General features: G+C 37.6%; 17 protein-coding genes. 16 read left to right on the forward strand and 1 reads right to left on the reverse strand.

The window, feature by feature from the left end:
- Positions 1 to 3 precede the first annotated feature (3 nt).
- The 5 genes from ffh to KIH88_RS04090 all read left to right on the forward strand — a co-directional run bounded on the left by ffh (position 4) and on the right by KIH88_RS04090 (position 6,965).
- A complete protein-coding gene (gene ffh / locus KIH88_RS04070; RefSeq protein ID WP_084851910.1) occupies positions 4 to 1,575 on the forward strand; it encodes a signal recognition particle protein in 1,572 nt (523 codons plus the stop codon).
- 298 nt (positions 1,576 to 1,873) lie between these two features.
- Positions 1,874 to 2,125 (forward strand): hypothetical protein, encoded by a 252-nt coding sequence (locus KIH88_RS04075; RefSeq protein ID WP_225901061.1) that lies wholly within the window; start codon positions 1,874 to 1,876, stop codon positions 2,123 to 2,125.
- Positions 2,126 to 2,449, forward strand: coding sequence for a hypothetical protein (locus tag KIH88_RS04080; RefSeq protein ID WP_225901062.1), 324 nt, complete (start codon positions 2,126 to 2,128; stop codon positions 2,447 to 2,449).
- Positions 2,450 to 2,693: 244 nt separating this feature from the next.
- Positions 2,694 to 4,943, forward strand: a complete 2,250-nt coding sequence (locus KIH88_RS04085; protein WP_213988483.1) for an AAA family ATPase — start codon at positions 2,694 to 2,696, stop codon at positions 4,941 to 4,943.
- A gap of 3 nt (positions 4,944 to 4,946) precedes the next feature.
- Positions 4,947 to 6,965 carry an ATP-dependent helicase gene (locus KIH88_RS04090; protein ID WP_213988484.1) on the forward strand — a complete coding sequence of 673 codons (2,019 nt, stop codon included), beginning with the start codon at positions 4,947 to 4,949 and terminating at the stop codon, positions 6,963 to 6,965.
- Positions 6,966 to 7,175: 210 nt separating this feature from the next.
- Here the strand turns inward: KIH88_RS04090 and guaA are convergent, their stop codons facing one another.
- Entirely contained in the window at positions 7,176 to 8,738 is a 1,563-nt protein-coding gene (gene guaA, locus KIH88_RS04095) for a glutamine-hydrolyzing GMP synthase (RefSeq protein WP_213988485.1), read from the reverse strand.
- Between the two features lie 140 nt (positions 8,739 to 8,878).
- Between guaA and KIH88_RS04100 the strand changes: the two genes are divergently transcribed.
- The 11 genes from KIH88_RS04100 to KIH88_RS04150 all read left to right on the forward strand — a co-directional run bounded on the left by KIH88_RS04100 (position 8,879) and on the right by KIH88_RS04150 (position 17,893).
- Positions 8,879 to 9,577 carry a GntR family transcriptional regulator gene (locus tag KIH88_RS04100; protein ID WP_000936179.1) on the forward strand — a complete coding sequence of 233 codons (699 nt, stop codon included), beginning with the start codon at positions 8,879 to 8,881 and terminating at the stop codon, positions 9,575 to 9,577.
- Positions 9,578 to 9,714: 137 nt separating this feature from the next.
- The gene (locus tag KIH88_RS04105; RefSeq protein ID WP_213988486.1) at positions 9,715 to 11,001 is read left to right on the forward strand and encodes a peptidase U32 family protein; all 1,287 of its coding nucleotides are present in this window, start codon (positions 9,715 to 9,717) and stop codon (positions 10,999 to 11,001) included.
- A gap of 17 nt (positions 11,002 to 11,018) precedes the next feature.
- Positions 11,019 to 11,327, forward strand: a complete 309-nt coding sequence (locus tag KIH88_RS04110; RefSeq protein WP_213988548.1) for a CHY zinc finger protein — start codon at positions 11,019 to 11,021, stop codon at positions 11,325 to 11,327.
- A 231-nt stretch (positions 11,328 to 11,558) separates the two neighbouring features.
- A complete protein-coding gene (locus tag KIH88_RS04115; protein ID WP_001054551.1) occupies positions 11,559 to 11,759 on the forward strand; it encodes a F0F1 ATP synthase subunit C in 201 nt (66 codons plus the stop codon).
- 32 nt (positions 11,760 to 11,791) lie between these two features.
- Positions 11,792 to 12,508 carry a F0F1 ATP synthase subunit A gene (gene atpB / locus KIH88_RS04120; protein WP_000392938.1) on the forward strand — a complete coding sequence of 239 codons (717 nt, stop codon included), beginning with the start codon at positions 11,792 to 11,794 and terminating at the stop codon, positions 12,506 to 12,508.
- Between the two features lie 18 nt (positions 12,509 to 12,526).
- Positions 12,527 to 13,021: a F0F1 ATP synthase subunit B gene (gene atpF / locus KIH88_RS04125; protein WP_213988487.1), complete on the forward strand. Its 495-nt coding sequence runs from the start codon at positions 12,527 to 12,529 to the stop codon at positions 13,019 to 13,021.
- Positions 13,021 to 13,557 carry a F0F1 ATP synthase subunit delta gene (locus KIH88_RS04130; protein ID WP_000358986.1) on the forward strand — a complete coding sequence of 179 codons (537 nt, stop codon included), beginning with the start codon at positions 13,021 to 13,023 and terminating at the stop codon, positions 13,555 to 13,557. The genes atpF and KIH88_RS04130 overlap by 1 nt, the downstream gene beginning before the upstream one ends.
- Positions 13,558 to 13,571: 14 nt before the next feature.
- Positions 13,572 to 15,077 (forward strand): F0F1 ATP synthase subunit alpha, encoded by a 1,506-nt coding sequence (gene atpA, locus KIH88_RS04135; RefSeq protein ID WP_000996624.1) that lies wholly within the window; start codon positions 13,572 to 13,574, stop codon positions 15,075 to 15,077.
- A 15-nt stretch (positions 15,078 to 15,092) separates the two neighbouring features.
- Positions 15,093 to 15,971 (forward strand): F0F1 ATP synthase subunit gamma, encoded by an 879-nt coding sequence (locus tag KIH88_RS04140; RefSeq protein WP_000301231.1) that lies wholly within the window; start codon positions 15,093 to 15,095, stop codon positions 15,969 to 15,971.
- Positions 15,972 to 16,056: 85 nt separating this feature from the next.
- Positions 16,057 to 17,463: a F0F1 ATP synthase subunit beta gene (atpD, locus tag KIH88_RS04145; RefSeq protein WP_213988488.1), complete on the forward strand. Its 1,407-nt coding sequence runs from the start codon at positions 16,057 to 16,059 to the stop codon at positions 17,461 to 17,463.
- Positions 17,464 to 17,473: 10 nt separating this feature from the next.
- On the forward strand, positions 17,474 to 17,893 hold the full coding sequence (locus KIH88_RS04150; RefSeq protein WP_000940837.1) for a F0F1 ATP synthase subunit epsilon: 420 nt from the start codon (positions 17,474 to 17,476) through the stop codon (positions 17,891 to 17,893).
- Positions 17,894 to 17,897 lie beyond the last annotated feature (4 nt).

Consider the following 17,897-nt stretch of genomic DNA (forward strand, 5'->3'; position numbering starts at 1 on the left):
AAAATGGCATTTGAAAGTTTAACAGAACGTTTGCAGAACGTCTTTAAAAATCTACGTAAAAAGGGAAAAATTTCTGAGGCTGATGTCCAAGAAGCAACAAAAGAGATTCGTTTGGCCTTGCTGGAAGCTGACGTTGCCTTGCCTGTTGTAAAAGACTTTATCAAGAAAGTTCGTGAGCGTGCAGTAGGGCACGACGTCATTGATACCCTCAATCCTGCTCAACAGATTATCAAAATCGTTGATGAGGAACTGACAGCCGTTTTAGGTTCTGATACGGCTGAGATTATCAAGTCACCTAAGATTCCGACAATCATTATGATGGTCGGTTTGCAAGGGGCTGGTAAAACGACTTTTGCTGGTAAGCTGGCTAATAAACTCAAGAAGGAAGAAAATGCTCGTCCTTTGATGATTGCGGCAGATATTTATCGTCCAGCTGCCATTGACCAGTTGAAAACACTTGGACAGCAGATAGATGTGCCTGTCTTCGCTCTTGGGACAGAGGTTCCAGCTGTTGAGATTGTTCGTCAAGGTTTGGAGCAAGCACAAGCCAATCACAACGACTATGTCTTGATTGATACGGCAGGACGATTGCAGATTGATGAGCTCTTGATGAATGAGCTTCGTGACGTAAAAGCATTGGCCCAACCAAACGAAATTCTACTCGTCGTTGACGCCATGATTGGTCAGGAAGCGGCTAATGTTGCCCGTGAATTCAATGCTCAGTTGGAAGTAACTGGTGTCATCCTTACTAAGATTGATGGGGATACTCGTGGTGGTGCGGCTCTATCCGTTCGTCATATCACTGGTAAACCAATCAAGTTTACTGGTACGGGTGAAAAGATTACGGATATCGAAACCTTCCACCCAGACCGTATGTCAAGTCGTATCCTTGGTATGGGGGATATGCTGACCTTGATTGAGAAAGCTTCTCAGGAATACGATGAGCAAAAAGCCCTTGAAATGGCTGAGAAGATGCGTGAAAACACCTTTGATTTCAATGATTTCATTGATCAATTGGATCAGGTGCAAAACATGGGACCAATGGAAGACTTGCTCAAGATGATCCCAGGTATGGCTAACAATCCAGCCCTTCAAAATATGAAGGTGGATGAGCGCCAGATTGCGCGCAAACGTGCCATTGTGTCTTCCATGACACCTGAGGAGCGTGAAAATCCTGATTTGTTAAATCCAAGTCGTCGCCGTCGTATCGCTGCAGGTTCTGGAAATACCTTTGTCGAAGTCAATAAATTCATCAAAGACTTTAACCAGGCCAAACAGCTCATGCAAGGTGTCATGTCTGGAGATATGAACAAGATGATGAAGCAGATGGGAATCAATCCAAATAACCTTCCAAAAAATATGCCAAATATGGGAGGGATGGATATGTCTGCCCTCGAAGGCATGATGGGACAAGGTGGAATGCCCGATATGTCGGGGCTCGGAGGCGCAGGCATGCCCGATATGAGCCAGATGTTTGGTGGAGGTCTCAAAGGTAAAATCGGTGAATTTGCCATGAAACAGTCTATGAAACGCATGGCCAACAAAATGAAAAAAGCGAAGAAAAAACGCAAATAAAAAAGGAAAGCAGAAGTGCTTTCCTTATTATTATGTGACTATTAGTCCGTCTCGCTCCGTAAGGTGCGAGACAAATAAACCACCCGTTAGACATTATAGAGTATATTATTGTTGTTTAGGTAGAATAAAACAGAGGCGGAAAATATAAATACTTATTTTCATTTTATTGAAGTATATTATCTTAGTTGCACAATATATAAGTAATTTTACATTCACTAAATTAAAATATTATTTTGGTGTCAAATAGTCATTGTTGATGGTATAATTTAAGAGAAGTTTATATAAGGGAGTTTTTATTATGGTTATTAATAATATTAATTTAGTTATACCCAACGATATTCAAAAGGGCTTAGAATCAGGTGTATACAAACAATTTGGTTCTGTTATCAAAAATAATAAGGGACAGATTATTAAACATCTCAAAGCTGTAGATTTTTCTAAAGATACCGCAAATAAATTAATCGGTAATAAGGCTATAAAAGTTGGACTAATAGGTGCAGGAGTTTTAGCTGTAGGAGGAGTTGGTTATTACGGGTATCGTAGTATTTAGATGAATAGTGTATCAAAATCTTTAATAAAGAGGTTAACTCAGTATTTAATTACCGCTCAAAAAGGTGAATTGACTGAGAAAGATATTGATAAATTTTTAAATTTCTTAAATAAAAATGAATCTCTGCTAAAGAAATTGGAGTTAGATTCTTCTCTTGATGAATTATTTGAATTAGTAAAGACTTATACAGGGCAGTTTGCTGAAGTAAACAACTATGTGTATCATAATGAAGCTAAAAGAAAAAATAATCATAATGACAAAATTATTAATCTAAAAGAGTATCTTAAAGTACAAAAGAATATATACAGTTCAGAAGTAGTTTAGTTGTTTTGTGCTACTAAATATGATAGTACTAAAAATGAGTCTTTAGAGTTTTTATTAGTAACGAATCAGCAGTAATTTTAAGTTTATTAGAAATTTAAAAAATTAATCATAGAACGATTTTTTAATTAAATAATGATTTTATTACTAAGTATAGATGAAGTTTTAAAATACGAAGTTACCTCAGAATAGGTTATAACTATCGTGTAAGTTTAGTATAGCAATAAAAAAGTATTAGGAGAATTATATGTATTTAAAAAGTTTATCAATAAAAAATTATAGAAAATATGGTGAAGAAGCTCAGACTATTAACTTTGCTCATAGCAAATGGCCAGAAATGTCAGGCGATGAATATGAAGGAAATAAGTTAAATATAACGGAAGAGTATATATCAAAAAGTTCATCATTAATCGTAGGAAAAAATAATGCTGGTAAAAGTACAATAGTCAAATTATTAAATACACTACAAAATAGTAAGTCCGGAAGCCGTGGCATTTTCAAACACTCCGATTTTAATTTAAAAATATTATCAGGTTGGTATCATGAAAATATTGAGAATAAATCTGAAGAAGAGATAGAAAATATTGATAAGTCTTGTTTCCCTAAACTAGAATTTCAGTTGATATTAGGTATCGATGATGATAATGATGTAATTTCAAGTTTCGAAGATGTATTAATATTAAGCGGTATAAAAACAGTTGGAACTAACGAAAATCAAGAGGTTGCTGAAGTAACTATTAATGTTAAGTATGAAGTGGTAGATGCTCAATATTTTCGAGATGAGCTTATTAAAATAAAAACCACTTATTCAGACACAGGAGATTCACAAGATAAAAAAAATATCTATAAAAAAGAGATTCAATATAGACAGTTTTTAAGTTTATTTAGTAGTAATTATTTTGCATTAAATTTTTATCCTATAGGAAGAGAGGATCCTGCTAAGGAGTTCTCTTTATCTTCATTACTAAAAGTAGAAACGATAGAAGCAAATACGGTAAAAAGTGACAGGACACTTTCACAAGCTTATAATAAAATAGTTTCAACTTATATAAAAAATAATGATAATGTAGAGATTAGTAGTTTAGTTGATGACATTAATTACCAAGTAAAGGATATGGTTGATGCAAATATAAAGGATATTCTTCAAAGTGCCGTATCTAGTATTGAGTCAATTAAGAATTTAGAAATGAATTTACATCCAGATGTAACTTTAGAGAAGATTTTTGCAAACAGTATTATTTATGAGTACCAAGAGCGGAATAATAATATACCTGAAAGTCAGTTTGGAATGGGATATACAAATTTGATGGTTATTATTGCAAAAATTGCTGATTATATTGAGCTATACAACGAGAAGGATATAAATGGTTCAATAAACATTCTATGTATTGAGGAACCAGAGTCATTTATGCATCCTCAGATGCAAGAATTATTTATAAAAAATATTTCAAAAGCTATTGCTACATTACTAGGTAACAAACAGCAGCTAGACACTTTTCAAATTATCATCACAACTCACTCAACACATATCCTAAACAGTAAGATTCAATCAGGAAACACTCTAAATAATATCATTTATCTAGGCCAAGTAGGTATGAATACTATTATAAAAAACATAATCGATAACGCGATAGTATCTGGTAGAGAAATTGATAAAAAATCTTATGAATACATCAAAAAATATTTAAGGCTAGAGATATCAGATATTTTTTTTGCTGATGCAGTTGTTCTAGTTGAGGGAGTTTCTGAAGAAACTTACTTGAGATACGAGATCGATAAACATCCAATATTGAAAAATCATCATATTAAAGTGTACAGAATTGATGGAGCATACGCTCACCAGTTTATTAGTTTATTGGATTTATTAGAAATTAAAACTATTATTTTTACAGATTTAGATTTAAAAAGATCTGAATCTGAAAAGAAAGTTGATATAAAAGATAATGACGATCCTGATGTGATTCCACAAAATATATCAGATTTAGAGGGTAAATATGCAACTGCGACAAGCTCCTTGAGTACGAACGGTACTCTGCAATTTTTTATAAAAAAAGAGCTAAATGATAAAGAAGCTAAATATGGTGAGATTAATAACAAGATAATCGAAAAGATTATTGACAATGAAGAACTGATTATTGACTATAATAACATCACTCTATTATCCCAAGGCAAAATTAATGGATATTATGCTACTAGTTTTGAGGAAGCAATTGTTTTAACAAATGCTATAGATGATGACGATGAAAAAAAATATAAAAAATCCTTGGTTAAACTTCTACAACATGTCCATCCGAAGATGAAATACTTTGAAGATATTAATGAAAATTCAGATATAGCTAGTAAATCATACATGTATCAAGTTAAATTGTCTGATGGAAAATCAAAATTTTCTACAGGTTTAGTATTCTTATCTGTAACTGAGGATTCCTTTAATCTCAAACTTCCTAAGTATATTGAATCAGGTTTAGAGTCGCTTTGTGATTATTTTGAGGAGTAAATTATGACATATACAATTAGTCAAGAGAATAAACAACTAGAGTTAGATATTCAGCAAAAGATTAATGATTGTTTAGATAATTTCGAGAGCTTTTGTTTCGATGCTGGTGCCGGTGCAGGGAAAACCTATGCACTTCAAAAATCAATTGAACATATTTTGAAGAGTGAGGGAGAAAATTTAAAGTTAAGAAATCAAAAAATCTTATGTATTACATATACTAATGCTGCAAAAGATGAAATTCTTGCTCGACTTGGAAAAAATTCTTCAATTGTAGTTTCTACAATTCATGAATTTCTATGGGGATTTATTTCCGTTCAACAAGAGTTACTAACTCAAGAACATGAAAAAAAAATTAAAGAGGAACTTTATGGAATTGATCAAAAGATAAGTGAAAATTCGCTATCCAGTCAAGTGAATCAGATTGAGTTTCAAAAAGTTATCTGTAATGAAGACTTCTTGAAAGTTTTCTACAATACACCTAGTACTCCTGCAGTCAATTTTAAAGCAGCAATTCTAGCTTATAATGAATATTTTGAAAAAAACAATTTATTAAAAAATATTTCTAATTTTCGTAGTCTAGTTAGTCATATTAATAATAAGTATAAATTAGAAGGAGCACTAACGGAAATCGAGAAAAAGAAGTCTGGAAAAATAATCTATAATCCAATTCGAAATAAAGATAAGCTTGATAATTATGTAATTAGTCATGATACATTATTGCTTTATTGTAAAAATATTATTACGAGTCATGATTTGTTAAAGAGACTATTTTCAGATAGATATCCTTATATCCTAGTTGATGAGTATCAAGATACGGATAAAAAGGTTGTTGCTATTATCGATAGTGTCAGGGAATATTCGAATCCAAAGAAAAACTTAGTAGTGGGATTTTTTGGTGATTCTTTACAAAATATTTATGGTTCAGGAGTAGGTATTCTGCCAAATAAAGAAGAATATAAGAGTATTGAGAAAATCTTCAATCGCCGTTCTTCTAAGCAAATCGTAGAGTTGATTGAAAAAATTAGGAATGACCGTTTTGGTCAACAATCTATATATAGTGATTTTGATAATGGAACTTACAATTTTTATATAGCTGGCGAAGATTTCAATTTAGATACTTTTTTACAAACAAATAACCTGACTAATAATACATCTTGTCTGCTAATGAAAAATGATGATATTTCAAAAGCCCGAGGATTTGATGAATTATTGTCGATTTTGAAAAAATTTCCTAGATTTAGTGGTGCTAGCTATGAAAATGTGACTAATGAATTTTTACAGCAGAACTTGCAACATATGGGATGGTTTTTAAGAGAAATATTAACTTTCATAGACTTTATTCAAAAAATAGGAGACGATAATTCAACAGTTAGGGAGATTGTCCAGTTTATAACTTCTTATAAATCAACACTCACATTTGCAGAGATGAAACAATTTATTAGTAGTTCAAGAAAAATTAACCTTGCAACACTGACATTTAATGAATGTCTTGATGGAATTGCTAATATTCGAGAACAAATCTCAGGAGAAGATATTCTAAGAAAAATATTCGCAATAGATGATGCTGTAGAAAACATTTTATTGGATATAAAAAATCGTGCCTATGATTATTTTTATTATTTCCAGGATTCAGAGGAGGAAATGGAGAGAGAAATGTCAGTTATTGATGAATTTTTTAATCTAGATATTTCTCAATTTTTCAAGTGGTATAATTATATTTTTGATGACTTAAAAAATAAGGGAATTAGCTATTATACATTACATGGTTCAAAAGGCCTTGAATTTGATAATGTAGTTGTTATGTTACAGGATAATTTTGCTGGTAAAAAGGATTATTGTAAATATTTTTTTGAAAATTATGGTAATCAAATTGATGATAAACGATTTAATACAGTACGTAATCTATTATATGTAGCATGTTCAAGGGCAAAAATTAATCTTCATGTTATTTATAGAAACAATGTTCCAGATAATTTATTAGCAAATATTAAGTATATTTTTCCAGAGATTCATCGTATATAATTTTAGCTACTTCATAGATACGATTATATGATCAAAACATTTTTTAACAATTTGTTTAAAGTTTACTTTTAATGTAAAACCCCACCAGAACATTTTATTTCTGGTGGGGTTTTTGGTGGGGAATCAATCAAATTTGACTGATTTTTAACCTTTTATAATAACTGAAAATGCTGTTAAATCAACCATTTCACTTCAAATTATGTTTATAAATCATTCCCACTCAACGGTTGCAGGTGGTTTACTTGTAATATCGTAGACGATACGGTTAACGTGGTCCACTTCGTTTACGATACGTACAGAGATTTTTTGAAGGACTTCCCAAGGAATTTTGGCAAAGTCAGCAGTCATACCATCGATAGAAGTGATCGCACGAATGGCGATTGTGTAGTCATAAGTACGACCATCACCCATAACACCAACTGAACGAACGCCTGTGTTGACAGTGAAGTATTGCCAGATATCGCGGTCAAGACCAGCTTTAGCGATTTCTTCACGCAGGATAGCATCAGATTCACGAACAGTTTCTAGTTTTTCTTCAGTGATTTCACCCATGACACGGATAGCAAGTCCTGGTCCTGGGAATGGTTGGCGCCATACGATGTGGTCTGGTATACCAAGCTCTGTACCGAGGGCACGGACTTCGTCTTTATAAAGAGTGTTCAATGGTTCAATCAATTCAAACTGCATGTCTTCTGGAAGACCACCAACATTGTGGTGTGATTTGATGGTTTGAGCAGTATCTGTACCAGACTCAATCACGTCAGTGTAAAGCGTTCCCTGAGCAAGGAATTTTACATCTTTTAGCTTGCTTGCTTCGTCATCAAAGACATAAACAAATTCGTTACCGATGATTTTACGTTTTTGTTCAGGGTCAGAAACGCCAGCAAGTTTGTCAAGGAAGCGTTTTGCAGCGTCTGCTTTGACGATATTCAAACCAAACTTACCACCAAGCATGTCCATAACTTGGTCAGCCTCTCCCTTACGGAGAAGACCGTGATCTACAAAGATACAGATTAATTGATCACCGATTGCTTTTTGAAGAAGAACTCCAACAACAGAAGAGTCAACACCACCAGATAGACCGAGAAGGACACGCTTGTCACCTACAGTTTCACGGATTTTCTTGATCTGCATGTCGATGAAGTTGTCCATTGACCAGTCGCCTTTAGCCTTACAGATGTTAAGGGCAAAGTTGCGAAGGATATCATTTCCGTATACAGAATGGCGCACTTCTGGGTGGAATTGGATACCATAGATGTGCTTGTCAGGGTTTTCAATAGCTGCATAAGGACAGTCAGCAGAAGTACCAGTACGAACAAAATCAGCTGGAATCTCTGTAACAGCATCGCCATGGCTCATCAAAACAATCTGTTCTTCAGGAGTCCCTTCAAAGAGGGCAGAAGTGGTATGAGTAAGTGGTGATTGGCCATACTCGCGGTTACCAGCATCACCTGCAGGAACAACTTTTCCTCCAAGTTTATGAGTTAAAAGTTGCATACCATAGCAGATTCCCAAAATTGGAATGCCAAGTTCAAAAATTTCTGGGTCAATATCAAATGAACCATCTTCGTATACAGAGTTTGGTCCACCAGAGAGGATGATCCCTACAGGGTTAATCGCACGAACCTCTGCAGCTGAGATTTTGTGACTTTTTAGCTCTGAAAAAACACCAATTTCACGAATACGGCGTGAAATCAGCTGGTTGTATTGGCTACCATAGTCCAGCACGATGATTTTTTCGACATCTTGCAAATCAGTTGAAATGTTGCTCATCTTTTTCCTTTCTCAAAAGAAATATCTTTTTCAATATTCTATCACAAATAGGGGCGAATTACCAACTAAACAAGGCAAAGTTTGACTTTTTCTTAGCAAATACGGTACAATGGAGAAAATAAAGAAAAGAAGTGAGAATCATGTTACCAGCTTATATGAAAATCCACGATCAGATCAAGAAGGATATAGATGAGCATCATTGGAAAATCGGAGAGAGGCTTCCAAGTGAGCGAGATTTAGCTGAACAGTTTCAAGTTAGCCGGATGACATTACGCCAAGCTATCTCTCTCTTGGTCGAGGAAGGAGTTTTGGAGCGTCGTGTAGGAAGTGGAACCTTTGTCTCTAGCACTCGTGTCCAAGAAAAAATGCGAGGAACAACCAGTTTTACGGAGATTGTCAAATCTCAGGGGAAAGTACCTTCCAGCCAACTCATTTCTTACAGAAGAACCATTCCAAATGAGCAAGAGGTCGCAAAGCTGGGGATTACTCCAACAGAGAATATTATCCGCATGGAACGGGTGCGTTATGCTGACCAAGTTCCACTAGTCTATGAAGTCGCATCCATTCCTGAGAAATTTATTAAGGATTTCAAAAAAGAAGAAATCACCAGTCACTTCTTTCAAACCTTGCAGCAGTATGGCTACCGGATTGGCAAATCTCAACAGACCATTTATGCGAGATTGGCTAAGGAAAAGATTGCTGACTATCTAGAAGTCGAAAAGGGGCATGCGATTTTAGCCTTGACTCAGGTTTCTTATCTTGAAGATGGGACAGCTTTCGAATATGTAAAGAGTCAATACGTGGGTGAACGCTTTGAATTTTATCTTGAAAATAACTAGTTTAGAAAGGCTAGTTTTTTGTTTTCTTAAAAGATTAGAATTGTCAAAACAATCTGTCTAGGCTTGATTTTATCCTTTATTTACTATAAAATGAGAAGGAAAAACGTCAAACTTTTATATTGCAAATAGGAGAAAAAATGACAAAAACATTAAAACGTCCTGAGGTTTTATCGCCTGCAGGGACTTTAGAGAAGCTAAAAGTGGCTGTTCGGTATGGAGCTGATGCTGTTTTTATAGGTGGACAAGCTTATGGTCTTCGTAGCCGTGCAGGAAACTTCACCTTTGAACAGATGGAAGAAGGCGTGCAGTTCGCTGCCAAGTATGGTGCCAAGGTATATGTAGCTGCCAACATGGTTATGCACGAAGGAAATGAAGCTGGGGCTGGTGAGTGGTTCCGTAAGTTGCGTGACATTGGGATTGCGGCAGTTATCGTGTCAGATCCGGCCTTGATTATGATTGCAGCAACAGAAGCACCAGGTCTTGAAATCCACCTCTCTACCCAAGCCAGTGCGACGAACTATGAAACTCTTGAGTTCTGGAAAGAACTGGGCTTGACTCGTGTCGTTTTGGCGCGTGAAGTCTCAATGGAAGAATTGGCAGAGATTCGCAAACGCACAGACGTAGAGATTGAATCCTTTGTCCACGGAGCGATGTGTATTTCCTACTCAGGTCGCTGTACGCTTTCAAATCATATGAGTATGCGTGATGCTAACCGTGGTGGCTGTTCTCAGTCTTGTCGTTGGAAATATGATCTTTATGACATGCCCTTTGGTAAAGAACGTAAGAGTCTTAAAGGTGAAATTCCAGAAGAATTTTCAATGTCAGCCGTTGATATGTCTATGATTGACCATATTCCAGATATGATTGAAAATGGTGTAGATAGTCTAAAAATTGAAGGTCGTATGAAGTCAATCCACTATGTTTCAACAGTAACTAACTGTTACAAGGCGGCTGTGGATGCTTACCTTGAAAGCCCAGAAAAATTTGAAGCTATTAAACAAAACCTGGTAGATGAGATGTGGAAGGTTGCCCAACGTGAATTGGCAACAGGTTTCTACTATAGCACACCTACAGAAAATGAACAGTTGTTTGGTGCACGTCGTAAAATCCCTGAATACAAGTTTGTCGCTGAGGTGGTTTCTTATGATGATGCAACCCAGACAGCAACCATTCGTCAACGGAATGTTATCAATGAAGGAGATCAAGTTGAGTTTTATGGACCAGGTTTCCGTCATTTTGAAACCTATATCGAAAATCTTCACGATTCTAAAGGCAATAAAATCGACCGTGCTCCAAATCCAATGGAACTCTTGACCATTAAGGTTCCTCAACCTGTGCAAGCTGGGGATATGGTTCGAGCTCTCAAGGAAGGTCTTATCAATCTCTATAAGGAAGATGGAACCAGCGTCACAGTTCGTGCCTAGATAAGGAAAAGGGAACGATTCAAGTGCAAGGATTGTTGGTAGATGATAAAAGCAGATGTGTTCATTATCATAGTGAAAAGGATATTGTTTCACTCCAGTGTTATGAATGCAAGAAATACTATGCATGCTATCAGTGCCACAATGCTATAGAAACGCATTTGTTTTCACCCTACCCCTTGACGCTTTCGGAGGATCGACCGATTTTATGTGGGGCTTGTAAGAGGACAATAACATTTCAAGAATATCAAAAACAAATAGCCTGCCCTTATTGCAAATCTCCATTTAATCCAGGGTGTAAACGACACTATTCCTACTATTTCAAATAAAATGAATCTATCCAAGTTCTAAACTTGGATTTTTCAATTTATTTCGGAAAATATAGAAAAAGTGGAAACACATTTCATCATAAAATGAGAAACTTATCTATACAGTGGTATAAAAATAGCAAAAATAGAAATAAATCATCTGAAACGCTTCCAATGTAAGTAAAAAGTTGACAAAAACAAATTTTAGGACTAAACTAAGTAAGTAAATTTTAAATAAAAGGAGAATTCGTCATGAATTTAACATTTTTCGGACTTTGTCTTGCCTGTATGGGTGTATCTCTTGCAGAAGGATTTTTGATGAACGGTTTGTTCAAATCTGCAGCACGCCAACCAGATATCATCCCACAATTGCGTAGTTTGATGATTATGGGGATTGCCTTTATCGAAGGAACATTCTTTGTAACCTTGGCGATGTCATTTGTCATTAAATAGACAACTCTATTTAGAAATGGAGGTGTCAAACCATGGAAGAAAGTTTGAATCCAACCGTTAATATTGGACCAATATCCTTTGATTTGACCCTGCTTGCCATGTCTCTTGTAACTGTTTTGATGGTTTTTGCCTTTGTCTACTGGGCAAGTCGTAAAATGACCATCCGTCCAAAGGGCAAACAAAATGCTCTTGAGATGATTTACGACTTTGTGATTGGTTTTACCAAACCAAACATTGGAGAATCATACATCAAGGATTATTCCTTATTTCTGTTTTCTCTATTTCTGTTTATCTTGGTTGCCAATAATATCGGCTTAATGGCAAAAGTACAAACAACAAACGGTTATAACTTGTGGACTTCCCCAACAGCCAACCTTGGATACGATTTATCCCTATCATTCTTGATCACTTTGATCGCCCATGTAGAAGGAGTTCGTCGTAGAGGCGTTAAAGAATATTTGAGAGCATTTGTTACACCTGGCTTTATGACTCCGATGAACATTTTAGAAGAGTTCACCAATTTTGCTTCCTTGGCGATTCGGATCTACGGAAATATTTTTGCCGGTGAGGTCTTAGCTGGATTGCTATTAGCCTTGTCACAAAATGCTTTGTATTGGTATCCTTTTGCCTTTATCGCAAACATGTTATGGACAGCCTTTTCAATTTTCATTTCATGTATTCAGGCTTATGTATTTACCATGTTGTCATCTATGTACATTGGTAAAAAAATAAATGAAGGGGAAGAGTAAGTAGAGGAGGATTAGAAGATGGATTTAACTATTAGTACCATTATCGGTGACTTTATTCTTATCGCTGGTTCCTTCCTTTTATTGATCTTTTTAGTGAAAAAATATGCTTGGGGAAATCTTTCCAGCATCTTGGATGAACGTGCTGAAAAGATTTCTTCAGATATTGATGGTGCCGAGGAAGCCCGTAAAAAGGCTGAGGAACTAGCTAACAAACGTGAAGCTGAGTTAGCAGGTAGCCGTACCGAAGCTAAAACGATTATCGAGAATGCAAAGGGAACTGCTGAGAAAAGTAAAGCCGATATTTTAGCCGAAGCTAAACTTGAAGCAGGGCGCTTAAAAGAAAAAGCCCACCAAGAAATTGCTCAAAATAAAGCTGAAGCTTTACAAAGTGTTAAGGGCGAGGTGGCAGATTTGACAGTTAGTCTAGCTGGGAAAATCATCTCACAAAACCTTGACAGTCATGCCCATAAGGAACTCATTGATCAGTATATCGATCAGCTAGGAGAAGCCTAATGGACAAGAAAACAGCAAAGGTCATTGAAAAGTACAGCATGCCTTTTGTCCAATTAGTGATTGAAAAAGGAGAAGAGGACCGGATTTTTTCAGACTTGGATCAAATCAAGCAAGTCGCAGAAGAAACGGGTTTACCTTCTTTTTTAGCTCAGGTGGCAGTCGATGAGTCAGATAAGGAAAAAACAGTTCGTTTCTTTCAAGACTCTGTGTCACCTTTAATGCAAAACTTTATTCAAGTTCTGGTTTACAATCACAGAGCAAATCTTTTTTATGAAGTAATTGCAGATTGTTTGAATCGCCTTGAAAAAGAGACCAATCGTTTTGTAGTCACGATTTCTTCAGCTCATCCTTTAACAGATGAACAGAAGGAACGTCTGCTCCCATTGATAGAGAAAAAAATGTCTCTGAAAGTGCGGAGCGTCAAAGAACAAATTGATGAAGGACTCATTGGTGGTTTTGTCATTTTTGCTAATCACAAGACAATTGATGTGAGTATTAAACAACAACTTCGAGTTGTTAAAGAAAATTTGAAATAGAAAGTGGTGTTCTTTTGGCAATTAACGCACAAGAAATCAGCGCTTTAATTAAGCAACAAATTGAAAATTTCAAACCCAATTTTGATGTATCTGAAACAGGTGTTGTAACCTATATCGGGGACGGAATTGCGCGTGCTCACGGCCTTGAAAATGCCATGAGTGGGGAGCTGTTGATTTTTGAAAACGGCTCTTATGGGATGGCGCAGAACTTGGAGTCAACAGACGTTGGGATTATCATCCTAGGTGACTTTACAGATATTCGTGAAGGCGATACCATTCGCCGTACAGGTAAAATCATGGAAGTTCCTGTTGGTGAGAGCCTTATTGGACGTGTTGTGGATCCACTTGGTCGTCCAGTTGACGGTCTTGGAGAAATCCATACTGATAAGTCTCGTCCAGTAGAAGCGCCGGCTCCTGGCGTTATGCAACGTAAGTCTGTATCAGAACCATTGCAAACAGGTTTGAAAGCTATTGATGCCCTTGTTCCGATTGGTCGTGGTCAACGTGAGTTGATTATCGGTGACCGTCAGACAGGGAAAACAACCATCGCTATTGATGCTATTTTGAACCAAAAAGGTCAAGATATGATCTGTATCTATGTAGCGATTGGGCAAAAAGAGTCAACTGTTCGTACGCAAGTTGAAACACTTCGTCAGTACGGTGCCTTGGACTACACAATCGTTGTGACAGCTTCTGCTTCACAACCTTCTCCATTGCTCTTCCTAGCTCCTTATGCTGGGGTTGCTATGGCAGAAGAGTTTATGTACCAAGGGAAGCATGTTTTGATCGTTTATGATGATCTTTCAAAACAAGCGGTCGCTTATCGTGAACTTTCCCTCTTGCTTCGTCGTCCACCAGGTCGTGAAGCCTTCCCTGGGGATGTTTTCTACCTTCATAGCCGTTTGCTTGAGCGTTCAGCTAAGGTTTCTGATGAACTTGGTGGTGGTTCAATCACAGCTTTACCATTTATCGAGACACAAGCAGGAGATATCTCTGCTTATATCGCAACTAACGTGATTTCAATCACAGATGGTCAAATCTTCCTTGGCGATGGTCTCTTCAATGCGGGTATTCGTCCAGCTATCGATGCGGGTTCATCTGTATCTCGTGTAGGTGGTTCTGCACAAATCAAAGCTATGAAGAAGGTTGCTGGTACACTTCGTATCGACCTTGCTTCATATCGTGAGTTGGAAGCCTTCACTAAGTTTGGTTCTGATTTGGATGCGGCTACTCAAGCTAAGTTAAATCGTGGACGTCGTACCGTTGAAGTTCTGAAACAACCAGTTCATAAACCATTACCTGTTGAGAAACAAGTAACCATTCTTTATGCTTTGACACATGGTTTCTTGGATACGATTCCTGTAGATGACATTGTTCGTTTTGAGGAAGAGTTTCATGATTTCTTTGATGCACAACATCCAGAGATTTTGGAAACTATTCGTGAAACAAAAGACTTGCCAGAAGAAGCAGTCTTGGATGCTGCGATTACAGAGTTTCTCAATCAATCCAGCTTCCAATAAGAATAGAGGTGTCAAATGGCAGTATCTCTAAATGATATTAAAACAAAAATCGCCTCAACAAAAAATACTAGTCAAATCACCAATGCCATGCAAATGGTATCGGCTGCCAAGCTAGGTCGCTCTGAAGAAGCAGCTCGCAACTTCCAAGTTTACGCTCAGAAAGTTCGTAAGCTTTTGACGGATATTCTGCATGGTAACGGATCTGGTGGTTCTACCAATCCGATGCTCATTAGTCGCCCAGTTAAGAAAACAGGATATATCGTTATTACTTCAGACCGTGGCTTGGTTGGAGGTTATAATGCTTCCATCCTTAAAGCTGTGATGGAGCTGAAAGAAGAATACCATCCAGATGGTACAGGTTTTGAGATAATCTGTATTGGTGGTATGGGAGCTGATTTCTTTAAGGCTCGTGGCATTCAACCAATCTATGAACTACGTGGCTTGGCTGACCAACCAAGTTTTGATGAAGTTCGTAAAATTATTTCAAAAACGATTGAAATGTATCAAAATGAACTTTTTGATGAACTCTATGTTTGTTACAACCATCATGTCAATACTCTCACAAGTCAAATGCGTGTGGAACAAATGCTGCCGATTGTTGACTTAGATCCAAATGAAGCAGATGAAGAGTATAGCTTGACCTTTGAGTTGGAAACGAGTCGTGATGAGATTTTAGAGCAGTTGTTACCTCAGTTTGCAGAAAGTATGATATACGGGGCTATCATCGATGCCAAGACAGCTGAGAATGCTGCAGGTATGACAGCCATGCAAACGGCGACTGATAATGCTAAGAAAGTCATCAATGATTTGACAATCCAGTATAACCGTGCCAGACAGGCGGCGATTACACAAGAAATTACAGAAATTGTAGCGGGGGCTAGTGCCTTAGAATAGGCTCTAGTCCAGCTCGTATGAAAATGAACTTAGGACCTAGTTGAACTAGGAACCGACAGTATCTTATATAGAATAGGAGAAGGAGATGAGTTCAGGTAAAATTGCTCAGGTTATTGGACCCGTTGTCGACGTCTTGTTCGCAGCAGGGGAAGCACTTCCTGAGATTAATAATGCACTTGTCGTCTACAAAAATGACGAAAGAAAAACAAAAATCGTCCTTGAAGTAGCCTTGGAGTTGGGTGATGGTATGGTTCGTACGATCGCCATGGAATCAACAGATGGTTTGACTCGTGGAATGGAAGTTTTGGACACAGGCCGTCCAATCTCTGTTCCAGTAGGTAAAGAAACTTTGGGACGTGTCTTCAACGTTTTGGGAGATACCATCGACTTGGATGCTCCTTTCGCTGAAGACGCTGAGCGTCAGCCAATTCATAAGAAAGCTCCAACTTTTGATGAATTGTCTACCTCATCTGAAATCTTGGAAACAGGGATCAAGGTTATCGACCTTCTTGCCCCTTACCTAAAAGGTGGTAAAGTTGGACTTTTCGGTGGTGCCGGAGTTGGTAAAACCGTCTTGATTCAAGAATTGATTCACAATATTGCCCAAGAACACGGTGGAATTTCCGTATTTACTGGTGTTGGGGAACGTACTCGTGAGGGGAACGACCTTTACTGGGAAATGAAAGAATCAGGTGTTATCGAGAAAACAGCCATGGTATTTGGTCAAATGAATGAACCACCTGGAGCACGTATGCGTGTTGCCCTTACTGGCTTGACAATCGCCGAATATTTCCGTGATGTAGAAGGCCAAGATGTGCTTCTCTTTATCGATAATATCTTCCGTTTCACTCAAGCTGGTTCAGAAGTATCTGCCCTTTTGGGTCGTATGCCTTCAGCCGTTGGTTACCAACCAACACTTGCTACGGAAATGGGTCAATTGCAAGAACGTATCACATCAACCAAGAAGGGGTCTGTAACCTCTATCCAGGCTATCTATGTGCCAGCAGATGACTATACTGACCCAGCGCCAGCAACAGCCTTCGCTCACTTGGATTCAACAACAAACTTGGAACGTAAGTTGGTACAGTTGGGTATCTACCCAGCCGTTGATCCGTTGGCTTCAAGCTCTCGTGCCTTGGCACCTGAGATTGTTGGTGAGGAGCACTATGCAGTTGCTGCTGAGGTCAAACGTGTCCTTCAACGTTACCATGAATTGCAAGATATCATTGCTATCCTTGGTATGGATGAACTCTCTGATGAAGAAAAGACTTTGGTTGCTCGTGCCCGTCGTATCCAGTTTTTCTTGTCTCAAAACTTCAACGTTGCCGAACAATTTACTGGTCAACCTGGTTCTTATGTACCAGTAGCGGAAACAGTTCGCGGCTTTAAGGAAATCCTTGAAGGAAAACATGACCATCTACCGGAAGATGCCTTCCGTGGTGTCGGTTCAATCGAAGACGTCATTGCTAAGGCTGAGAAAATGGGATTTTAAGAGGTGATCTATGGCTCATTTAACTGTCCAGATCGTGACACCAGATGGCCTCGTCTATGATCACCATGCCAGCTTTGTATCGGTACGAACTCTGGATGGTGAGATGGGGATCTTGCCACGACATGAAAATATGATTGCGGTTTTAGCGGTTGATGAAGTAAAGGTAAAACGAATCGATGACGATACTCATGTGAACTGGATTGCAGTGAACGGAGGAATTATCGAGATTGCCAATGACATCATTACTATTGTAGCAGACTCAGCAGAACGTGCTCGTGATATCGATATTAGCCGTGCCCAACGTGCTAAACTTCGTGCTGAACGTGAGATTGAAGAAGCACAAGATAAACACTTGATTGACCAAGAACGGCGAGCTAAGGTTGCTTTGCAACGTGCCATTAACCGTATCAATGTCGGAAATAAACTATAAAATA

It is taken from the genome of Streptococcus oralis (assembly GCF_018448765.2).
In the GTDB taxonomy this organism is placed as follows: domain Bacteria; phylum Bacillota; class Bacilli; order Lactobacillales; family Streptococcaceae; genus Streptococcus; species Streptococcus oralis_BM.